Source organism: Lentzea sp. HUAS12, assembly GCF_024125735.1.
Classification (GTDB): domain Bacteria; phylum Actinomycetota; class Actinomycetes; order Mycobacteriales; family Pseudonocardiaceae; genus Lentzea; species Lentzea albida.
Genome location: NZ_CP099738.1, coordinates 5,136,411 through 5,157,199 on the forward strand (window position 1 = coordinate 5,136,411; position 20,789 = coordinate 5,157,199).

Sequence of the window (20,789 nt, forward strand, 5' to 3'; positions counted from 1 at the left end):
AGCGGAGCAGCGCCGTGGTGCCCACGCAATCGCACGTCCCGACGGGACGTCCGCTGTGGTCGTTGCTGGAGGACGCCTTCGTCGACGAGAGCGCCGAGCACCTCACCGTGCACGGCAGATGGGGCGCGATCCAGCTCGCGGACACCAGCCCGGTCGTGCGGGAGGCGTTGCACCGCATGAGTCTCGGGCCCGTCGCCCTGGAGAACATCTCCGCGCTGCACGAGAACTTCGTGCGCTGGAAGACCGGCGGCGGACCGTGCCTGATCTGGCGCAAGCTGAAGAACACGCTCGACCAACTGGGTGGATGTGTCGTGCCGTCGCTCGGCATGGACGACGGCGCCGGCCCCATCCTGTCCGTCGTGGCCGTGACCGGGGACGCCGTGTTCACGCTGCCGCACATCGGCGACCACGAGACCGTGTCCATGCGGCCGGGAACCGAGATCGAGCGGCTCAACGGCGACCAGGCCCTGACCTGCGGAGGACGCCAGTACCAGGTGATCCTGCACAGCGCGCCCGCCACGGAGATCGCGAAGTCCCTGCTCGACGGCGAGACCACCATCGCGCACATCTCGGACGCGTTGCACGTCAGCAGGACGCTGGTCGCGGACGTCGTCGCCTATCTCGCCGGTGCGCAACTCGTCGTCCCGAGGTGTTGATACGCCGCCATGTTGCTCCGTTCGAGGTCCGCGAAACGCGAGATTTCCCAGGAAGCGCCCGTATCATGGCCGCGTCCAGACCCTCGCGTGGGAGCTGCTGCTGTGACACTGCGACAGGAACGCTCATCCGTGTCCCGTCGCTTGGCGTACGTCGTGATCAGCGTCGTGTTCGCCAACTACCTCGGAAACGCCTTCTTCTACGTCCTGCAGGCCGGCGTCACGCCGGTGCGGGTCGTCGGATCGCTCGCCTGCCTGTTCTCGATCGGGTACCTGCAGCTGCGGGTGTTCTCGCGGCCGGGGGCCGATCTGCGGTCGGCCAGGGCGTACCTGGCACTGGGCGCGATGGCGCTGCTGGTCTTCGTCCCCGTCCTCTACTTCCCCAACGCGTGGTCCGGCATGCCGGGGTTCTTCGCCGGCAGCGCGTTGCTCGTCCTGCCGGGACGCGTGCGGTGGTTCGTGTTCGCCGCGGTGGCGCTCACCAACGGCGGGATCAAGTACCTGTACGTCGCGAACCTCGCCGAGCTCGCCTACTACGTGCTGACACCGGTGGTCTCCGGCCTGGTCGTCTACGGCCTGTCTCGGCTGCCGACGCTGGTCGGGCAGCTGGAGACGGCCCGCTCCGAACTGGCCGAGCTCGCGGTGTCGCAGGAGCGGCTGCGGTTCGCCCGCGACCTGCACGACCTGCTCGGCTTCAGCCTGTCCGCGATCACGCTGAAGGTGGAGCTGGCCCGCAAGCTGGTGGGGCAGCACACCGAACGCGCGCTGCGCGAGCTGACCGAGATCCTCACCATCGCCCGCGAGGCGTTGAAGGACGTCCGTGCCGTGGCGTCGAGCTACCGCGAGCTGTCGCTGACCGACGAGGTGGAGTCGTCGCGGTCGGTCCTGGCCGCGGCGGGGGTCGCGACGACGATCGAGTTCGACTGCGGTGAGCTGTCGCCGCGCTCCCGGACGGTGCTCGCGACGGTGCTGCGCGAGGGCGTGACGAACCTGCTGCGGCACAGCGACGCGACCCGCTGCTCGATCAGGATCTCCGGCGACGCGCACCGGGTGTCGATCGACATCGTCAACGACGGCGCTCCCGGCGAGACCACGACCGGCAGGGGCAGCGGCCTCACTAACCTCGCCACCCGCACCACGGGCATCGGCGGGTCCCTGTCCGCCCAGACCTCCCCGGACGGCACCTACCGGCTGCACGCCGAGGTGCCGGCGACCCCCGTTCCGGAGGAACCGGCGGGCGAGCGCGGCACGGCGGGCCTGCCGATCCCGACGCGGTTCGCGCACGTGCTCGTCACGTCCGTGGTGGTCGGGTACGGCCTCATGGCGGCGACGCTGTCGTTCCACGACTACGAGCTGCTCGGACCGTTCGGGATCGCGGTCGCCCTGGTCAGCATCGCGGGCATGATCGCCCTGGTGCTGGGCCTCGTGAGCCGTCCACAGGTCCACCTGACCCCCGCGCGGACGGCCGCGGTGCTCGGCGCGCTCGCGGTCTGCGTGTACGTGCCGCAGTTCGTGTACGGCAGCCCGTTCATCGGTCTGCCGGGCTTCATCGCCGGGTCGGCCGCGCTCCTGCTGCCCCGTGCCGCGGGCTGGGTGGGGTTCCTCGTCGTCGTGGCCGGCCAGGGCGTCGTCTTCAGCGTGCTCGGGCAGGACGCCGTGTACGTCGCGTGGGGAGTCATGGCCGCGATGAACCACGGCCTGGTGCTGTACGCGCTGGCCCGCCTGCGGTCCATGGTGAGCGAGCTGCACGAGGCGCGCGAGGAGCTCGCGACGGCCGCCGTGACGAAGGAGAGGCTGCGGTTCGCCCGCGACCTGCACGACCTGCTCGGCTACAGCCTGTCCGCCATCACGCTGAAGAGCGAGCTCACCCACCGCCTGCTCACGATCGACCCCGACCGGGCCCGCCAGGAGCTCAGCGAGGTGCTGGACATCTCCCGGCAGGCGCTCGCGGACGTGCGGTCCGTGGCGCTGAGCTACCGCGAGCTGTCGCTGGACGAGGAGACCCAGTCGGCGCAGGCGCTGCTGTCGGCGGCCGACATCGACGTGACCGTGCGCATCGACCCGTGCGACGGGCTGCCCGTCGACGTGCGGGTGACGCTCGCGACGGTGCTGCGCGAGGGCGTGACGAACCTGCTGCGGCACAGCAAGGCCGAGCGCTGCGAGATCGTGCTGTCCAGCTCGCCGCGGCTGGTGACGATGGACATCATCAACGACGGCATCCCGACGATGGACCGGAACTCCCGTGACGGCAGCGGCATCGGGAACCTGACCACGCGCGTCGGGGCGCTGGGCGGCAGCCTGGACGCCGGCCCGACGTCCGACCGCACGTTCCGGCTGCACGCCGAGATCCCGCTGGGCAGCTGAGGCGGTGTCGCGCGGAGGCGCCCTCCCCGGCCGCTGCCTGCTCAGATCCAGCCGGCTTCTTCCGCGATGCGGATCGCGTCCACCCGGTTGCGGCCGTTCAGCTTGGTGATGATGGTCGTCATGTAGTTGCGGACGGTCCCGGTCGACAGCGACAGCGCCACGGCGATCTCCGGCGCGTCCGACCCGGCCGCGGCCAGGCGCAGCACTTCGAGCTCGCGGTCGGTCAGCGGGCACTCCCCCCGGTCCCAGGCGGCGAGGGCCAGCTGGGAGTCGACCACGCGCTTGCCCGCCGCCACGTCGCGGATGGCGCCCGCGAGCTGGCCGGGCGGGGCGTCCTTGAGCAGGAACCCGTCCACGCGGGCCGCCAGCGCCTTGCGCAGCGTGCCGGGGCGGCCCAGCGACGTGAGCATGAGCGTGCGGACCGACGGCATCGTCTCCCGGATCTTCGCGGCCGCGCTCAGGCCGTCGAGGACCGGCAGGTCGATGTCGATCACCGCCACGTCCGGTTTGTGTTGCCGCGCCATGGGAAGAATCTTGTCCCCCGAGCTCACCTCGGCCACGACTTCGATGTCCGGTTCGAGGTTGAGCAGCGCGATGAGGGCACCGCGCACCATGTGCATGTCCTCGGCCAGCAGAACCCTGATCATTGCGCCCCTCCGGCGAGAACCATATCCCCCGGCGTTCAGGCCGCGCTCGACGCCGCGTCGAGGCGCACCGGCAACGGTGGTGGGGACCTGCCTGCGAAAGGGATCCCGCCATGGAACGCAGCGTCAACGTCTCCGTTGTCTACTACTCGTCCACCGGGACGATCCACCGCATCGCCACCGAGATCGCCGAGACCGCGGAGAAGGCGGGAGCAGAGGTCAGGCTGGTCAGGGCGGCCGAACTCGCGCCCCAGGCCGCCGTGGACTCGCGTCCGGCGTGGGCCGAGCACCTCCGGCAGACCGAGGACGTGCCGGTCGCCCAGGTCGAGGACGTGCTGTGGGCCGACGCGGTCCTGTTCGGCACGCCCACCCGGTTCGGCAACATGTCCGCGCAGCTCAAGCAGTTCATCGACACGCTGGGTCCCGCGTGGTTCCAGGGGCGGCTCGCGAACAAGGTGTACAGCGCGTTCACGTCCGGCGGCAGCACGCACGGCGGCATGGAGACCACGATCGTCTCCATCCACAACATGGTCTGCCACTTCGGCGGGATCATCGTGCCGCCCGGGCTGAACGAGAACCCGTACGGCACATCTCACGTCCTGGGTTCGGATTCCAAGCCGGTGGGCGAGGTCGCGCTGCAGTCCGCCCGCGTGCAGGCCGACCGGGTCGTGCGGGTCGCCCGTGCGCTGAAGGAGGTCTGAGTGCGCGTCGAAGGCATCTACCTGCGGGGCAACGGGATCCGTCTCCCCGCGACGCTGAGGGTGCAGGACGCGATCGACTCCGGCGAGTGCGAGCCGAAGCTGGTCGCCCGCACGGACGTCACCAGCGTCGCCTACTCGCCCGACGAGTCGGCGGCCGAGATGGGCGTCAAGGCGGCCCAGCAGGCACTCGCGCGAGCCGGCAGCACCGGGGACGACGTCGAGCTGATCCTGCACGCCACCACCTACCACCAGGGTCAGGACCTGTGGCCGGTCGGCAGCTACATCCAGCGCGAGACCGTGCGCAACAACTGCCTGGCGCTCGAGATCCGGCAGATGTCGAACGGCGGCATGGCCGCGCTGGACCTCGCCGTGCGGTACCTCAGCCCCGGTCGGGACGCGTTGCTGACCACCGCGGACCGGTTCTGCCTGCCCGGCATCGACCGGTGGCGCACCGACCCCGGTACGCCCTACGCGGACGGCGCCAGCGCGGTCGTCCTGTCGCGGCGAGGCGGGTACGCGCGACTGCTCTCGCTGGCCATCAACGCGGACTCCGATCTCGAGCCGCTGCACCGCGGCGACGAACCGATGGGGCTCGCCCCGTTCTCGCACCGCATGCCGGTGGACTTCGAGGCCGCCAAGAACTCGTTCGCCAGGCAGTACGGGCTCTCGTTCGGCATCAACCGCGCCAACGCGGGCCAGGCCGCCGCCGTCGAGGAGGCCCTGGCGGACGCGGACATGAAGATCGGTGACGCGGACTGGGTGGTGCTGCCGCACTTCGGCCGGCGCCGCCTCGACGTGAACTACCTGCGCCCGTACGACATCGACACCTCGCGCACGACGTGGGAGTGGAGCCGCACGGTCGGGCACCTCGGCGCGGGCGACCAGTTCGCCGGGCTCGGGCACCTGGTCGACACCGGTCAGGCCCGTCCGGGGCAGCGCGTCGTGCTGTTCGGCGTGGGCGCCGGGTACAGCTGGGGCTGCGCCGTGCTGGAGATCGACGCGAAGCCGTCCTGGGCGGCCTGACCGCCGCTCAAGTGAGATGCCAGACGCTTTTGGCTGGATATGTGTGACACCCGATGGCTTTCGAAAGGAACCCAGACCATGTCCGACCAGCCGTTTGAAGGCCAGCGAGTCGTCGTCACCGGTGGTGGCACCGGCATCGGCAAGCACGCCGCCGTCGAGTTCGCGAAGCTCGGCGCCGCGAGTGTGATCATCACCGGCCGCCGCAAGGAGCGGCTGGACGAGGTCGCCGAGCTGCACCCGAACATCGTCCCCGTGGCCGCCGACGTCACCACGGCCGAGGGCGCGCAGGCCGTCGCCGACGCCGTCGAGACCAACGGCGCCAAGCTGGACGTGCTCGTGCACAACGCCGGCATCTTCCGCAACACGCTGGCCGAGTACTTCGACGAGAAGGCCAGCAACGAGCTGCTCAACATCAACCTGCTCGGCCCGGTCCGCCTCACCGGCGCGCTCTACCAGTTCCTCGCCAAGCCGGGCGGCAACATCGTGTTCGTCTCGTCGGTCGCGGGCCACAACCCCGAGCCCGGCGCGGCGCTGTACGCGGCCAGCAAGGCCGGCATGCACAGCCTGACGCTCACGTGGGCGCGCGAGCTGGCCCCGCTCGGCATCCGGGTCAACGCCGTCGCCCCGGCCGGCGTGCGCACCGAGGTCTACGCGGCCAACGGTCTCAACGAGGAGGAGACCGACGGCATCTTCGCGACGCTGGCGGACATCATGCCGCTGGGCCGCACCGGCACGGTCGAGGACATCACGCCGTGGATCGTCCAGCTCGCGAGCCCCGCCAGCTCCTGGGTCACCGGCCAGATCATCACGATCGACGGCGGCCAGGACCTCACCGCGGGCACCGACCACCTGTTCATGTCGTGGTTCCGCTCCCGCATCGAGGGCGACGCTGCCTGAACTGCGTCCTTCCCGTCCTGAAGCGGTCGTCACCGGTAGATTCCGGTGACGGCCGCGTTTCCGCGTTTACAGAGAGGCCTTCCCGTGCTGGACCGCCGCGCGATCAACCGAGCCACCCTCGCGCGCCAACTCCTGCTGCAGCGCCACGACCTCGGTGTGCTCGAAGCCACCGAGCAGCTCGTCGGGCTGCAGGCGCAGCTGCCGTTCCCGCCCTACATCGGTTTGTGGGCACGCCTGGAGCACTTCGACCGCGACGAGCTCTCGAAGCTCATCCTGGACCGCCAGATCGTGCGGTCGTCGTTGATGCGCTACACCATGCACCTCGTGACCACGACGGACCTGTTGTGGCTGCGGCCGCTGCTCCAGCCCGTGCTCAACCGGGCGCAGAAGGGCTTCTTCGGCCGCGAGACCGAGGGCCTGGACCTCGGTGAGGTCGCCGAGCACGGCAGGAAGCTGTTGCGGGGCAGGGCGCTGACGCAGGTGCAGCTGCGCGAGTCGATGAGCGAGCGGTTCCCCGGCCGCGATCCCCTGGCGCTGGCGTACTCCGTGCAGTACCTGGTGCCGCTGGTGCACGTGCCGCCGTGGGGCAAGGGCGGGTCGGTGCCGTCGACGCTCGCGGAGCCGTTCCTCGACCGCGAGCTCGCGAAGGCCCCGGACCCGAAGCACCTGGTGCGCCGCTACCTCGCCGCGTACGGGCCGGCCACCGTCAAGGACCTGCAGGCGTTCACCGGGCTGACGTTCATGGCCAAGGTGTTCGGGGACATGGGTTCCGAGCTGGAGGTGCTGCGGTCCGACACCGGCCAGGAGCTCTACGACCTGCGCGACGCGCCCCGGCCGGACGGGGACACGCCGGCGCCGGTCCGCTTCCTGCCCGAGTACGACAACCTGATGGTGTCGCACTTCGACCGCACTCGCGTGATGGACGACGACATCCGCAAGAAGGTCTGCGTCGGCGCGGGCATCGCGGCCACGCTGCTGGTCGACGGGTTCGTGCACGGGATCTGGAAGCTCAAGGAGCAGAAGAAGACGGCGACGCTGACGCTCACGCTGTTCAAGAGTTTGTCCAAAAAGGACCTGAAGGTGGTCGAGCAGGAGGCCGACGCGCTGATGCGCTTCGCCGCTCCGGACGCGACGACGCGGGAGCTCGTGGTCGGGTGAAGCTCTCCGCACGGCAGTTGAACCGGGCGCTGCTGGCCCGGCAGTTCCTGTTGGAACGCAGCGAGAAGGCACCTCTGGAGGTGGTGGAACACCTGGTGGGCATGCAGTCCCAGGTGCCGCTGTCGCCGTACGTGGGCCTGTGGTCGCGGGTGAGCGGTTTTCAGCCCGCCGCCCTCGCCGCCACCCTGGAGGACCGTTCCGCGGTCCGCCTCGTGCTGATGAGGGGCACGATCCACCTCGTGAGCGCCCGCGACGCGCTGGTGTTGCGGCCGTTGCTGAAACCCGTGCTGGACCGCGTGAACTTCACCGGCCACAACGGGAAGCAGATCGCCGGCATCGACCCCGGCGAACTCGCCGACCTCGGCCGTTCGTTGCTCGAAGAGGAACCGCGAACACGCGAGGATCTGGGCAAGCTGTTGCAGGAACGCTGGCCGGGCCATCAGGCGACCGCCCTGGCGTACGCGGTGCAGCTGCTCGTCCCGCTCGCGCAGATCCCCCCGCGAGGTGTCTGGGGCGTCGCACAGGGCCGGGGCGACCACGCCACGCTGCACACCTGGCTCGGCGCCGAGTCCCTGCCCGCACCGTCGATCACCGAGGTGGTGTCCCGCTACCTCGGGGCGTTCGGACCGGCGAGCGTCCAGGACGCGCAGACGTGGTCCGGTCTCACCAGGTTGTCCGAGGTGTTCGACCGGTTGCCGCTGCGGCGTTTCACCGACGAGAACGGCAAGACGCTCTTCGACCACGAGGACTCGCCGCGGCCGGACGAGGACACCCCGGCGCCGCCGCGGTTCCTGCCCGAGTTCGACAACGTCGCGCTCTCGCACGCCGACCGCACCCGGATCACCTCCCCCGGCTTCAACGGTTCGTCCACCCGCGGCGGCTTCACCGTCGACGGGTTCGTCAGCGGTACCTGGAAGGTGGCGAAGGGAACCCTGTCCCTCTCCCCGTACCAGCGGCTCCTGAAACGGGACAGCGCGCTGGTCGAGGCGGAGGGACTGCGGCTGCTGGAGTTCGTCGCTCCGGGTGCGGACCACGCCGTGATCTTCGAGTGAACCTGGAGCGAGCTGCGGTTTTCTGGCCGGTATGACGACGATCGCGCTGCCGGACGGATTCCGGCCAGAGTCGATGACGATCGGGCCCGGTCCGTTCGCGTACTTCGGTTCGCTGGCCGACGGGTCCATCTACCGCGCGGACCTGATCACCGGCGAGGGCAGGCTGATCCACCCCGGCCCCGGCACCGCCTCGGCCGGCGTGAAGCTCGACCGCAGGGGCCGCCTGTTCATCGCGGGCGGCTTCGCGGGCGACGCGCACGTGATCCACGCGGCCTCCGGCGCCACCCTGGCCTCCTACCCGCTGGCGGGTCTGGTCAACGACTTCGCCCTCACCCCGACCGCCGCGTGGGCCACCGACTCGGTCATCCCGGTGCTGTGGAAGCTCCCGCTCGGCGGCAACGGCGAGCTGCCGGAGCCCGACCAGGTCTCCCAGCTGGCGCTCAGCGGTGACATCGAGTACCTCGAGGAGGGTTTCAACGCCAACGGGATCTGCCAGACGCCGGACGGCACCGCGTTGCTCGTCAACCAGTCCAACACCGGCGGACTGTTCCACGTGGACACCACCACCGGCCGCGCCACGAGCGTCGACCTCGGTGGTGAGGACCTCATGGACTGCGACGGCATGGTCCTCGACGGCGACCTGCTGTACGTGGCGATGGGTGTGCGCAACGAGGTCGCGCTCCTGCGGCTCAACCACGAGGGCACGGTCGGCAAGGTGCTGCGGCGGGTGAGCGACCCGCGGTTCGACATCCCCAGCTCGCTCGCGTTGCACGACGACCTGCTGTACGTGATCAACGGGCGGTTCACGACGGAGGCGACACCGCAGACGAGCTACACGTCGGTGGCGATCCCGCGACCGAAGCCGTGAGGAACGGGTGAAGGGCCTCAGCCTTCGCGGCTGAGGCCCTTCGTCGTCCGGCGGGATCAGGCGGCGGACACGACCTCGTCGTACTCCAGCCGCGGCGACCGGGGCCACCAGGCGTTCTCGCCGGGCTTGCCGATGTTCATCACCAGCAGCACCTTCTGCTTGCCGTCCGGGAAGAACTCCCGGTTCACGGCCTCCGCGTCGAACCCGATCATCGGGCCGGCGTTCAGCCCGGCCGCCCGGATGCCGAGCAGGAAGTACGCGGCCTGCAGCGTGCCGTTCTGGATCGCCGACGCCTCGCGGATCGCGGGGTCCGCGAACATGTCCTTGGCCTCGGGGAAGTGCGGGAACACCCGCGGCATCAGCTCGTGGAACTCGAGGTCCGCGGCGAGGATCGCGACCAGGGGCGCCTGCGCGACCTTGGCGCCGTTCGGGCCGTACATCGTCTTGACCAGGCGCTCTCGGGCGTCGTCGGTGCGGATCAGCACGATGCGCAGCGGCTGCTGGTTCATCGACGTCGGCGCGTACTTCACCAGGTCGTAGACGGCCTGCAAGGTCTCGTCGGAGACCGGGTCGGACGAGAACGTGTTGGCGGTGCGGGCTTCCCGGAACAGCAGGTCCTGGGCGGCGGCGTCCAGCTCAAGCGACATTGCGCGACTCCTCGATCAGTACCGCGGAGACGTGCTCCGCGAGCATCATGGTGGGCAGGTTGGTGTTGGCTGCGGGCACTTCCGGGATCACGGAGGCGTCGGCGACCCAGAGGCCGTCCACGCCGAGCACCTGCCCGTCCGGTGACACCACGGACCCCATCGCGCACGTGCCCACCGCGTGGTGGTACGTGCCCGTGTTCGCGAAGATCCACCGGTCGAGCGCCTGGTCGTCCGCCAGGTCCGCGGGCGGGCTGTTGAGCGGAGGGCCGTCGATCTCCCCGGCGAACGGCTTGGTGCCGACCAGGCGCAGCAGGTCGCGCACACCGGACCGGATCAGCGCCCTGTCCTCGTAGGACCGCAGCAGGCCGAGGTCGATGTGCGGCGCGTCGGTCGGGTCGGCCGAGCGCAGCCACACGCGGCCGCGCGAGGTCGGCTTGAGCAGCGCCACCGAGATGATCAGGTTGGCGCCGGTCGTCTCGGCGGGCGACGGGGCGCCGGGCAGGAACTGCAGGCCGGACGGCGTCGTGGCGACGGCCTGGTACAGCGCGGGACCGCGGCCCATCAGCTTCACCGTGACGAGCGGGTGGTCCTGCAACCCCTGCCCCACCGGCAGGTCCGCGACGACCGAGATGCCCAGGGCGGACAACGCCGTGGCCGGCCCGATCCCCGACCGCATCAGCACCGCGGGCGAGCCGTACGCGCCGGCGGCGACCACGACCGTCGGGGCCGCCACGGTCTCACCGCCGAGCAGCACCACGCCGACCGCGCGGCCGTCGCGCACCAGGACCTTGCACACCAACGAGTTCGGCCGGATCGTCAGGTTCTCCCGCGACCGGGCGGCCGCGAGGTACGTGACGGCCGTGCTCTGCCGCACGCCACCGACCTCGTTCAGCGGCACCGGGCCGGCACCGACGGCACCGGGCGCGTTGTGGTCCTCGACCCGTTCCATGCCGAGGGAAACGGCGGTCTCGACGAACGCGCGGTTCGTCGAGGTCATGTCGTCGGAGGGCCGGCGGATCGGCACGACCGACTCGACGGTCTCGAAGTACGACCGGGCGCGGTCGAACGACCAGTCGCCCGGCCACGCGTCGTAGTCGGAAGGCGCACCGCGCAACGCGATGCACGCGTTGACCGCCGAACAGCCGCCGACGATCTTGCCGCGCGGCAGGTTCAGCGGCTCACCGCCGATCTGCGGTTCCGACCGGTACATCCAGTTGTGCATGGGGCCCGCGGCGGGGTCGTCAGGTCCCGCTTCCAGCAGCAGCACGCGCCGCGAGGGGTCCTCCGACAGCCGTGCCGCCAGAACGCCGCCCGCCGAGCCGCTGCCGACCACGATGACGTCGAAGTCAGCCATGGCCCCAAGTCAGCCAGTGCGCCCTGCACCCGCGCTCGCACGTGCCTTGAGGTGGCTCAGGCACCTCTCAAGGCAGCCGAAGCCGTGCGGGGGGACGGTGGAAACCCCACTGTGCAAGGCATAAGGAGATCCGTATGAGCGCCGAAGCGATTCCGACGACGTCGCGGGAGCTGCGCCTGGTTTCGCGTCCGGCGGACCGGCTCACCCAGGACAACTTCGAGCTCGTCGAGGTGCCGACGCCCACCCCCGGCGACGGCGAGGTGCTGGTGCGCAACGAGTGGATGTTCCTCGGCTCGGTGTACCGCGACCTGATGAACGAGGAGACGGCGCTGCCGATCCCCAACTACGAGATCGGCAAGACCCCGTGGTGCACCACCGTCGGCACCGTCGTGGTCTCCAACAACGCAGAGCTGCCGGTGGGCACGTTCGTCCTGCACTACGAGGGCTGGCGCGAGTGGGCCGTCGTGAGCCCCGGCTTCGGCGTGAAGAAGCTCGACCGCTCGCTGCTGCCCGGCGCCGAGTACTACCTCGCCAACGGCCCCACGGCGTGGCGCGGCATCGTCGAGATGGCCGGTGCCGGTGAGGGCGACATCGTGTTCGTCTCCGGTGCCACCGGCGCGGTCGGCACGCTCGCCGGGCAGATCGCGAAGGCCCGCGGCGCCAAGCTCGTCATCGGGTCCACCGGCAGCAAGGAGAAGGTCGACTTCCTGCTCAACGAGGCCGGCTTCGACGCGGCGTTCGACTACCACGACGGCCCGGTGCTGGACCAGCTGCGCGCGCTCGCCCCCGACGGCATCACGGTGTGCTTCGACAACGTCGGCGGCGACCAGTTCGAGGCCGCGGTCGAGCACGCCCAGCCCGGCGCCCGGTTCGCCCTGTGCGGCGCGCTGAGCGGCCAGATCGGCGGCACGGACGGCGACCACCCGCGCCTGGCCCTGATGCGCGCCATCGCCAAGCAGCTGACGTTCCGGGGTTTCGCCACCTTCGACACCGAGGAGCAGCTGGCCGCGTGGAACCAGCAGTTCTCCACGTGGCTGAAGGAGGACAAGATCTCCTTCGCCCACACCGTCGTCAAGGGCGGCGTGCCGTTCGCGGCGGAGGCGTTCATCGGGTTGCTGGACAAGAAGTACGCGGGCACGGTCGTGCTCCAGCTCAACGACTAGAACACAACGGAGAAGCCCCCGGCTCGCGAGCCGGGGGCTTCTCCACGTCCGGGAGTCAGACGCCCGCGAGGGCCTCCAGCTCCGGCACCAACGCGGCCGGGGACGGCGCGCCGTGGATCTCGGCCTGCAGCGCCAGCGACGCCTCCTTGGCCTCGGGCTTGTGGATCAGCTCCTCCAGGCGGTCCTGGATGAACGACACGTCCTGCTGCTTCTCCGTGCCCTCGACGAACGCGCCGGCACCGGTCGCCTCGAGCCGCTCCGCCCACGGGAAGTGGTCGGCGAACTGCGGCAGCACCAGCTGCGGCGTGGCGGCGTTCAGCGCGGTGAGGCCCGTGCCGGAACCGCCGTGGTGCACGATCACCGAGCACGTGCGCATGAACAGGTTCAGCGGCAGGTGCGACGACGAGATCACCTTGTCCGCGATGACCGAGTGGTCCTCGGCGTCGATCCCGTTCGGCACGGCGAGGACGACCTCGACGTCACCGAGGCGCGCGATGGCCTCGTACACCCAGCCCAGCACCTTGCGCATGCCGAGCTCCTTGGGCATGGAACCGAAGGACACGCAGATGCGCGGCTTCGACGGCTCCTCGAGCGCCCACGCCGGCACGGCGCCGAACCCGTTGGACGGCAGGTACCGCACGGGGCGGCCCTGCTCGAGGCCGGGCAGCTGGAACGACGGCGGGCACGGGTCGATGGTCAGCTCCGGTTCCGGAAGGCCGGTCAGGCCCATCTGCTGCGCCACCGGGTCGAGGACCATGTGAGCGGTCTCCTCGAACGCCTCCGTGAGCGGGTCGACGCCCCAGCGGTGCCGCACGACCGGCACGCCGAGGATGCCGCCGAGCAGCCGCCCGGACAGGTCCATCGGGTCCGACACGATCAGGTCGGGCGCGAACGCCTTGGCCTTCTCCAGCAGCAGCGGGAGGACCTCCGCGGTGCGACCGGCGGGGCCGTAGGCGATGTTGCCCCAGAACTGGCGGTCCGGCCGCGGCAGCGCCTCGGCGGGGGAGGCGTTCTCGCCGGCCTGCTGGATGATGCCCTGCAGCATCATCTTCTGGTCCTGCTCCTCGCCGAGGGCGATCGCGTCGAGACCGGTCGACTTCACGAAGGGCACGAGGTGCTGGGGTGTGGCGACGACGACCTCGTGACCGGCACCGCGCAGTGCCCAGCTCAGTGGGACGATCGGCTGCAGGTGCCCGCTCGCCGGCCACGTGCTGATCAGTACTCGCATTGCCGTTGCTCCTTCATCCGGCTGACGGTAGGACTTCGAGTGGCACGCCGGTCGTCGCGCTGAGGTAGCGGTCGACGACGCGCCGGTAGTAGTGCGGGCCGAAGCCCAGCTCGCGCACGACGGGTGCGAGGCGGGTGAGCTTGGCCAGGGAGATGTCGTGCCGCGCGAACGCGTCGCGGTAGCTCTTCCGCAACGGCACGCGCAGCCTGTTCTCGAGGTGTGCCACGACGTCCTCGACCGGGACGGGCACGCCGCTGGCGACGTTGACGACCTCGTCCGACACGCGGACGGTCAGCAACGCGTCGAGCAGGCGCACCACGTCGAGGACGTCGACGAGGTCGCGGTGCGCGCCTCGCCAGACCTCGATCTCGCCGGACCGCACCTGCGCCACCAGGGTGGGCATCATCTGGTGCGGCGGCTGTTCGGGACCGACGAGGTGTCCCAGGCGCAGCACGAGGTGCGCCACCCCGGAGGCGCGGATGAGCGCCTCCATCGCGAGCTTGTGGCGCCCGTAGGCGTTGCCCGGGTAGACCGGTCCGTCCTCCGTGCCGGGCGAGTCCGGGGATCCGTACATCGCGGCGGACGCGGTGGAGAAGTAGACGAACATCTTGCCTTCCGCGCGGCACCTGCTGATCGCGTCGTGCAGGATGCCGGTCTCGCGGCCGAACTCGTCCGACGACGTGGCGACGGTCGAGGAGGATCCGGCCGCGAACGCGACGACGTCATGATGCTTTCCCGCGATTCGGGCGAGGTTCGTGGCCAGGAAGCCACGTCCGATGACGTCCATGGAAGTCCCTTACTGGGAGATGTCCTGTTCGCTGCGGACACCGATGTGCTGCACCAGGAGGCCGTCGCGGCCCTCGAAGTAGTGCGCCTGCGCGTAGGTGAACCGCGTGCCGACGGGTGCGGCCTGGCCTTCCTCGGTCTCGATGCCGGTGAAGCGGACGCGCAGCACGACCGTGGTGCCCTCGGCGACGGCCTGCTGCACCTCCCACTTCGCGTCCTTGAACCGGCGGTTGAGCCACAGGATGTGCTGCCGCACGCCCTCGGGACCGTCCGGGAACATCCCGGGAGGGCCCGTGACGTCGAGGAACTCGTCGTGGATCAGGCCGTCGACCAGGCTGAGGTCCTGGGTGTTCAGCGCGACCTGGAGCTTGAGCGCGAGGTCCTTGTAGTGCTCGCTGATCGACTTCTTGTACGTCGCGGCCAGCGCGACGTCCAGAGAAGGTTCTGCCACCGCGGTCATTGAGTCTCCCTCGAAGATTTCTTGAAAAGAGCCCACTACGTGCGGAAGGCCCGCCGATCGCGAGATCGGCGAGCCTTCCGGACAACTCAGGTGTTGCGCTTACTTCTTGGCGTCCGCGTTCCAGTCGGCCGCGGCCTTGTCGGCGGTGTCGCCACCACCCCACTGCGCGGCGGCCTCGGCACTCCACTCGCCACCGCCGTCGCCGCCCTCCCAGGCGCTCGGGTCCCAGGCGGGCTTCGGCATCTTCGGCAGGAAGAAGATCAGCCCGGCCGCGGCGAGTTCCAGTGCCACGACCACCCAGATGCTGGTCTCGATCGCCGGCAGGTAGCCGGATCCGCCCACCACCGCGAAGAACACGGTGCCGAGGACCGCGACGCCGAGGGCGCCACCGAACTGCTGCACGGAGGTCAGCGTGCCGGACGCCGAACCGGTCTCGTGCGGGTCGACGCCCGCGAGGATCAGCTCGAAGAACGGCGCCATCGCGAGGCCCATGCCGATGCCCGCGAAGAACAGCGACGGCGACATCGCCCAGCCGCCGACGTCCGGGCCGCCCAGCTTGATCGTGAAGTAGAACGCGACCAGGCCGAGGATCATGCCGGTGAGTCCGATGTGGATCAGGCGGCGGCCCAGCTTGGCGGCGAGGCCCGCACCGGACGCGGCGAAGCCGAACGTCGAGCCGATCGCCTGCGGCAGCACCGCGAGCGACGCGCCGAGCGCGGTGAACCCGAGGCCCAGCTGCAGGTAGATGCTGAGCACCAGGGAGAAGCCGGTGAGCGCCGAGAACAACGCGAGGCCCGCCACCAGACCGCCGTTGAACGCCTTCTTCTTGAACAGCGACGGCACGACGAGCGGCTCGCCGCCGTTCTTGTCGCGACGGCCCTCGTACCAGCCGAAGACGAAGAACGTGATCACACCGGCCACGATGGACACGAAGGTCCACGCCGGCCAGCCCTCCTCACGTCCCTGCACGACCGGGACGACGAGCAGCGCGGCACCGACGGAGGCGAGCAGCGCTCCGACGAGGTCGAGCTTCTTGGCCGTCTTGTTGGCCTTGGGGAACGTCTTGATGGCGCCGATGATCGCCAGCAGGCCGAGCGGCAGGTTGATCAGGAAGATCGCGCGCCAGCCGGTGCCGAACAGGTCGAGGTTGATCAGCCAGCCGCCGAGGATCGGGCCGCCGATGGTCGCGAGACCGAGGATCGGGCCGTAGGCGCCGAACGCCTTGGCCATCTCCTTGGGCGGGAACACCTCGGTGATGACGCCGAGGCCCTGCGGCAGCATCATCGCGCCGAAGAGGCCCTGCAGCACGCGGGCGACGACCAGCACACCCGGCGTCGTCGCGACGCTGCACAGCGCCGAGGCCAGCGTGAAGCCCGTGGCGCCGACGATGAACATCTGCTTCTTGCCGAAGATGTCACCGAGCCGGCCGCCGATGATCAGGCCGCACGCCATGGCGAGCGTGTAGCCGGCACCGAGCCACTGGATGAAGGTCGCGCCACCACCGATGTCCGCCACGATCGACGGAGCGGCGATGACCGTGATCAACGAGTCGAGAATGTCCATCGCGGTGGCCAGCAGGATGACACCGAGTGCCAGCCAGCGCCATTTGAACGGCTCACCCTGGTTCGCGTTGGCACCGGGCCAACTCTGCGCACCTGAATCCGGCGCCGCGTCGATGTTCTGGGTCATAGCTCCTCACTCAGTTTCTTCCGCTGCGCCGACGGCGCGGTGACGGACGAAGTCCTCGATCACCGGCACTACCGCGCCGGGCGAGGGCATTTCCTCTATCGCTTGCTTCAACTCGCTCGCGCGATCGGTGTAGGACGCGTCCTCCAGCAACGCCCGGCAGGCCTCGAGGACCTCGGCCGGCTCCACCTCCTGCGACTGCAGCTGCCTGGCGGCGCCGAAGTCGCAGAGGCGCTGGGCCGAATCCCGTTGCTCCGCCATGACTCCCGGAGCGAGCAGCTGCGGGAGTCCGGCGATCAGGGAGGACATGGTCGATCCCCCACCCGCGTGGTGCACCGTGAGATCACAGGCGGGCAGCACGGAGGTGAGCGGCATCCACCCGGCGGCGACGACGGCGTCGGGCAGCGGAGCGAGCTTGGCGACCGCCTCGTCCGGCATCGCGAGCACGAGCTCCACACCCAGCGAGGGCAGGGTGCGGACCAGCTCGTTGAAGATCGCCGGGCCCGCGGGGGAGTTCGGCAGGATCGTGCCGAGCGTGATCATGATGCGCGGGCGGTCGCGTTTCTCGAAGACCCACGAGGGGACCGGGGCGGGGGTGTCGTACTGGACGCACCGCATCGGTTGTCCCGCAACGACGTCGTCGCGGACGTCCGCGGGGTGGATGATCGCGGGACACGTGTCCAGCACCAGGTCGGGGTGCGGCAACGCGTCGAACCCGAGCTTCTCCAGCTCGGGCGCGAACTCCTGCGCGGTCCAGCCGTCGATGTCGGAGCGGTACCCGATGCCGATGCCGTTCTCGAACCACGGGATCCCGTGGAGCTTCGCGGCGACACCGGCGGAGAACGCGTGCGCCTCGCCGATGATCGCGTCCGGTTTCCACGCCTCGGTGATGGCGAGCATGCCGTCGAGAGTGCGGGCGGCGAGCCGGCCGAACCCGCGGCCGACCTGCTCCAGCAGGCCCTCCTCGGTGCTCGCCTGTGCCAGCTGGTTGCCCGCGCGGTCGTGCAGCATGACCTCGCGCATGTGCATGGGGCCGTACGTGGCCACATGCGGGAGCCCGGAGCCGTTGACCGTGGCGGCCATGCTCTCCGGGCTCGCGACGAGCACCTCGTGACCCGCGGCCCGCAAGGCCCACGCCAGCGGGACGACGGGAAAGTAGAGCCCGAACGACGGACCGCTACTCACTAGGATCTTCATGGTGACCACGCTATTCAAGCCGGATCGGGTGGCACTCGATTCGCGCTAGAGCCGTGTAACCCGATCGTGTTTTTCGCAGGTGGCGCAGGTACTATTTCTCGCCCGGCGCTCTAGCCGAGGGCGTTGAGCGCCGCCACCAGCGTCCTGGCCTGCACGTTCACGTAACGGCCGTGCCGCAGCAAATCGGTCAACTGGCCCACGGTGACCCACGCGTACTGCGGCGGAACATCCGTCGGGAATGAATCGTCCGCCTCGACGACGAGGTAGTCGCTTTCGGTGTCGAGGAATCGGCCGCCCTCCTCGGAATGCACCGTCGAGTAGTGGATCCTCGACTTCTCCGCGGACAGCACGTGGTCGAGGAACGGCGGCCGTTCGGCGTCGTGGTAGTTGCCGGGCACGCACTGCACGGTCGGCCCGAGCTCGACGGTGTCGAGGAACCCGCCTTCCAGCCGCGCGTGCACCAGCACGTGCAGGACGCCGGCGAACTGCTTGACGATGAACGCCGCCACTCCCCTGCCGTGCTGTTCGAACAGCGGCTGCGTCCAGCTGGTCACCTCGCGGTTGCCCGCGATCGCCCGCACCGCCACGCACCGGAAGAACTTCCCGTCCTCACGGCTGATCTCGTCGTCGGTGCGGATCCAGCCCGGCACCTGGCCCAGCGGCACGCGCGAGACGTCGATGTCGTGGTCGGCGCGCTGGCCGGTGAACCAGCTCAGCACGTCCGGTGTCGCCGACAACGCGCCGGCGTGCGGGTCGCGCGAGGCGAGCAGCGCGGACTGGAACTCGGTGGCGGGCTCGCCGAAACCGCGCGCGGGCAGGCACGAGAGCACCGTGCGCGAGTCCATGTTGACGAGGTTGTCCCGGTGCAGCAACGAGTTGACCTGGCCGAGCGTGAGCCAGACGAAGTCGTCGTCGGCCGGCACGTCCTCGGTGACCTCGACGACGATGTTGCGGTTGCTCTTGCGGTAGAACCACGACCCGTGCTCGGACTGGAGCACGTCGACGATCACGCGGCCGCGCTGGGCGCCCTCGGCGAAGTACTCCAGGTACTTCACCTTGGCGCCCTTGTGCACGCGGGTGTAGTTCGACTTCGTGGCCTGCACGGTCGGCGAGAGCTGCAGCAGGTTCGGGTTGCCCGGCTCCATCTTGGCCTGCATCAGGCAGTGCAGGACGCCGCCGAACTCCTTGACGAGGATGCCGAGCATCCCCACCTCGGGCTGGCGGATGATCGGCTGGCTCCACGACCGCGTGGGCGTGTCGACCTTCAGGCCCTCGACGGTGAAGAACTTCCCGCTCTGGTGCCGGATGTTCCCCGTCTCCTCCTCGGTGTACCAGAGGTCGAGGTCGGCGAACGGGATGCGCTCGACGCGGAACGCGTTGGCGAGCCAGCGTTCGGTGAGCCACAGGTCGAAGTGCTCGGTCTGCAGGAACGCCCCCTGCTCGGTGGCGGCGGACTTCGCGAGCCTCGTCGGGAGGTCGGTGTCCTCCCGCCTGCGCAGCTCCGTGGTGGACGGTGGCACGGCAACCTCCCTGGGGGACTTCCCTCGACTCCGAAACGGTGTCCGCGCCCGCTGGAGAACGGATCGGGAAGTGGCGGAGGAAAAGGCCTTCGAGCAGGTCGCGAGCCATTCGCCATGGCGGGTTCCCACCATCGGGCGACCACCGTCGATCCGCTTTCCGAAAGGTCCCCACCGTGTCGAGCCAAGTAGCGAGTTCGTCGAGACTCCCGTCGCTGACGGGCATGCGGTTCGTCGCCGCGGCAATGGTCTTCGTCTTCCACGGCAGCCTGGAGTTCCTCTTCAGGACTCCTGAGATCGGCTTCCTGTACATGCTCGCGACGAGCACCGCCGGGTTCGTCGGCGTGTCGTTCTTCTTCGTCCTCAGCGGGTTCGTGCTGACGTACTCGGCGCGGCCCGGTGACACGAAGGGGAACTTCTTCCGGCGGCGGTTCGCCAAGATCCTGCCCAACCACGTCGTCACGTTCGTCGCGGCGATCGTGCTGCTGCTGGTGTTCCGGCAGGCGGTCGACCCGGCCTCCGCCCTGGCGAACCTGTTCCTGTTGCAGGCGTGGGTCCCGAACTACGACGTCCTGCTGTCCGGCAACGGCGTCGCGTGGTCGTTGTCCGTCGAGGCCCTGTTCTACCTGTCCTTCCCGTTCCTGCTGGTGCTGGTCAACAAGATCCGCCCGTCGCGGCTGTGGCTCTACGCCGGCGCCGCGGTCCTGGCGGTGCTGCTGGTGCCGCTGATCGCCAAGCTGGCGCTGCCGTCGGCGCCGGTCTGGCCGTGGGGTCCCGCGTCCTACACCCAGATCTGGTTCGTCTACAACTTCCCGGTCTCGCGCCTGTTCGAGTTCGCGCTCGGCATGATCCTCGCGCGGATCGTCATGACCGGGCGGTGGATCGGCCTGGGCGTCAAGTGGGGCGTCGCGCTCGCGGTCGTCGGCTACGTCGCCTCGCTGTTCGTGCCGTTCCTGTGGGCGTTCACCGGCGCGACGATCATCCCGCTGGCCCTGCTGATCCCGGCCGCGGCCGTCGCGGACGTCAAGGGGCGCAGGACGTTCTTCGCCCGCCCCGGCATGGTGTGGCTGGGTGAGGTGTCGTTCGCGTTCTACCTCGTGCACCGGCTGGTGCTGACGTACGGGCACTGGGCGTTCGGCACGGAGATCAACGCGTTCGGCGGCTTCGGCGGCAAGGCCTGGTCGACCCCGGTCGCCCTGGCGTTCCTCGTGGCGGCCTTCGCGGTGTCCCTGCTGCTCTCCTGGGGGCTGTTCGCGTGGGTCGAGACCCCGTTCATGCGGCGCTTCGGTCGCACGCCCGTGAAGCCGCTGCAGACGTCCCCGCAGGAGGATGTCGTTGCCGCTGTCCGCTAGGCACAACACGAGAAGGGCCCGCCGGGAGCAACCGGCGGG

At 69.8% G+C, this 20,789-nt stretch carries 19 protein-coding genes; 10 read left to right on the top strand and 9 right to left on the bottom strand.

All coding sequences use genetic code 11. The features are described from left to right. Positions 1-17 precede the first annotated feature (17 nt). Together ND450_RS22835 and ND450_RS22840 are read left to right on the top strand one after the other, a co-directional pair. Positions 18-656 (top strand): hypothetical protein, encoded by a 639-nt coding sequence (locus ND450_RS22835; RefSeq protein ID WP_253320783.1) that lies wholly within the window; start codon positions 18-20, stop codon positions 654-656. Positions 657-785: 129 nt separating this feature from the next. Next, complete coding sequence (locus ND450_RS22840; RefSeq protein WP_253320784.1) at positions 786-3,017, top strand: sensor histidine kinase; 2,232 nt, start codon at positions 786-788, stop codon at positions 3,015-3,017. 41 nt (positions 3,018-3,058) lie between these two features. On the opposite strand, the gene ND450_RS22845 is transcribed toward ND450_RS22840, so the two are convergent. After that, a complete protein-coding gene (locus tag ND450_RS22845) occupies positions 3,059-3,664 on the bottom strand; it encodes a DNA-binding response regulator (protein WP_089922463.1) in 606 nt (201 codons plus the stop codon). Positions 3,665-3,774: 110 nt separating this feature from the next. Here ND450_RS22845 and wrbA point away from each other — a divergent pair, with 110 nt between their 5' ends. The 6 genes from wrbA (at position 3,775) to ND450_RS22875 (ending at position 9,360) form a co-directional block, all read left to right on the top strand. Further along, positions 3,775-4,362, top strand: coding sequence for an NAD(P)H:quinone oxidoreductase (gene wrbA, locus ND450_RS22850; protein ID WP_089922462.1), 588 nt, complete (start codon positions 3,775-3,777; stop codon positions 4,360-4,362). Next, positions 4,363-5,385 carry a ketoacyl-ACP synthase III family protein gene (locus tag ND450_RS22855; RefSeq protein WP_089922461.1) on the top strand — a complete coding sequence of 341 codons (1,023 nt, stop codon included), beginning with the start codon at positions 4,363-4,365 and terminating at the stop codon, positions 5,383-5,385. Between the two features lie 78 nt (positions 5,386-5,463). Next, positions 5,464-6,282, top strand: coding sequence for an SDR family NAD(P)-dependent oxidoreductase (locus ND450_RS22860; RefSeq protein ID WP_253320785.1), 819 nt, complete (start codon positions 5,464-5,466; stop codon positions 6,280-6,282). Between the two features lie 84 nt (positions 6,283-6,366). Continuing rightward, complete coding sequence (locus ND450_RS22865; RefSeq protein WP_253320786.1) at positions 6,367-7,440, top strand: winged helix DNA-binding domain-containing protein; 1,074 nt, start codon at positions 6,367-6,369, stop codon at positions 7,438-7,440. Then, positions 7,437-8,492, top strand: a complete 1,056-nt coding sequence (locus ND450_RS22870; RefSeq protein ID WP_253320787.1) for a winged helix DNA-binding domain-containing protein — start codon at positions 7,437-7,439, stop codon at positions 8,490-8,492. Before ND450_RS22865 ends, ND450_RS22870 begins: the two co-directional genes overlap by 4 nt. Before the next feature lie 31 nt (positions 8,493-8,523). Then, positions 8,524-9,360, top strand: coding sequence for an SMP-30/gluconolactonase/LRE family protein (locus ND450_RS22875; RefSeq protein ID WP_253320788.1), 837 nt, complete (start codon positions 8,524-8,526; stop codon positions 9,358-9,360). 56 nt (positions 9,361-9,416) lie between these two features. On the opposite strand, the gene ND450_RS22880 is transcribed toward ND450_RS22875, so the two are convergent. Together ND450_RS22880 and ND450_RS22885 are read right to left on the bottom strand one after the other, a co-directional pair. Then, positions 9,417-10,007, bottom strand: a complete 591-nt coding sequence (locus tag ND450_RS22880) for a malonic semialdehyde reductase (RefSeq protein ID WP_089922456.1) — start codon at positions 10,005-10,007, stop codon at positions 9,417-9,419. Next, on the bottom strand, positions 9,997-11,361 hold the full coding sequence (locus tag ND450_RS22885) for a GMC family oxidoreductase (protein WP_253320789.1): 1,365 nt from the start codon (positions 11,359-11,361) through the stop codon (positions 9,997-9,999). The genes ND450_RS22880 and ND450_RS22885 overlap by 11 nt, the downstream gene beginning before the upstream one ends. A gap of 134 nt (positions 11,362-11,495) precedes the next feature. Here ND450_RS22885 and ND450_RS22890 point away from each other — a divergent pair, with 134 nt between their 5' ends. After that, on the top strand, positions 11,496-12,524 hold the full coding sequence (locus ND450_RS22890; RefSeq protein WP_253320790.1) for an NADP-dependent oxidoreductase: 1,029 nt from the start codon (positions 11,496-11,498) through the stop codon (positions 12,522-12,524). A gap of 55 nt (positions 12,525-12,579) precedes the next feature. On the opposite strand, the gene ND450_RS22895 is transcribed toward ND450_RS22890, so the two are convergent. The 6 genes from ND450_RS22895 to ND450_RS22920 all read right to left on the bottom strand — a co-directional run bounded on the left by ND450_RS22895 (position 12,580) and on the right by ND450_RS22920 (position 19,401). Beyond that, positions 12,580-13,752, bottom strand: coding sequence for a nucleotide disphospho-sugar-binding domain-containing protein (locus ND450_RS22895; RefSeq protein ID WP_253320791.1), 1,173 nt, complete (start codon positions 13,750-13,752; stop codon positions 12,580-12,582). A 13-nt stretch (positions 13,753-13,765) separates the two neighbouring features. Continuing rightward, positions 13,766-14,539, bottom strand: a complete 774-nt coding sequence (locus ND450_RS22900) for an NAD(P)-dependent oxidoreductase (protein WP_253320792.1) — start codon at positions 14,537-14,539, stop codon at positions 13,766-13,768. Positions 14,540-14,548: 9 nt separating this feature from the next. Next, a complete protein-coding gene (locus ND450_RS22905; RefSeq protein ID WP_089922451.1) occupies positions 14,549-14,998 on the bottom strand; it encodes an ester cyclase in 450 nt (149 codons plus the stop codon). A gap of 99 nt (positions 14,999-15,097) precedes the next feature. Continuing rightward, a complete protein-coding gene (locus ND450_RS22910; protein WP_253320793.1) occupies positions 15,098-16,687 on the bottom strand; it encodes an MFS transporter in 1,590 nt (529 codons plus the stop codon). A 6-nt stretch (positions 16,688-16,693) separates the two neighbouring features. After that, complete coding sequence (locus tag ND450_RS22915; RefSeq protein ID WP_253320794.1) at positions 16,694-17,881, bottom strand: nucleotide disphospho-sugar-binding domain-containing protein; 1,188 nt, start codon at positions 17,879-17,881, stop codon at positions 16,694-16,696. A 110-nt stretch (positions 17,882-17,991) separates the two neighbouring features. After that, positions 17,992-19,401 carry an NDP-hexose 2,3-dehydratase family protein gene (locus tag ND450_RS22920; RefSeq protein ID WP_253320795.1) on the bottom strand — a complete coding sequence of 470 codons (1,410 nt, stop codon included), beginning with the start codon at positions 19,399-19,401 and terminating at the stop codon, positions 17,992-17,994. 173 nt (positions 19,402-19,574) lie between these two features. Between ND450_RS22920 and ND450_RS22925 the strand changes: the two genes are divergently transcribed. After that, positions 19,575-20,750: an acyltransferase gene (locus ND450_RS22925; RefSeq protein ID WP_253320796.1), complete on the top strand. Its 1,176-nt coding sequence runs from the start codon at positions 19,575-19,577 to the stop codon at positions 20,748-20,750. Positions 20,751-20,789: the final 39 nt, after the last annotated feature.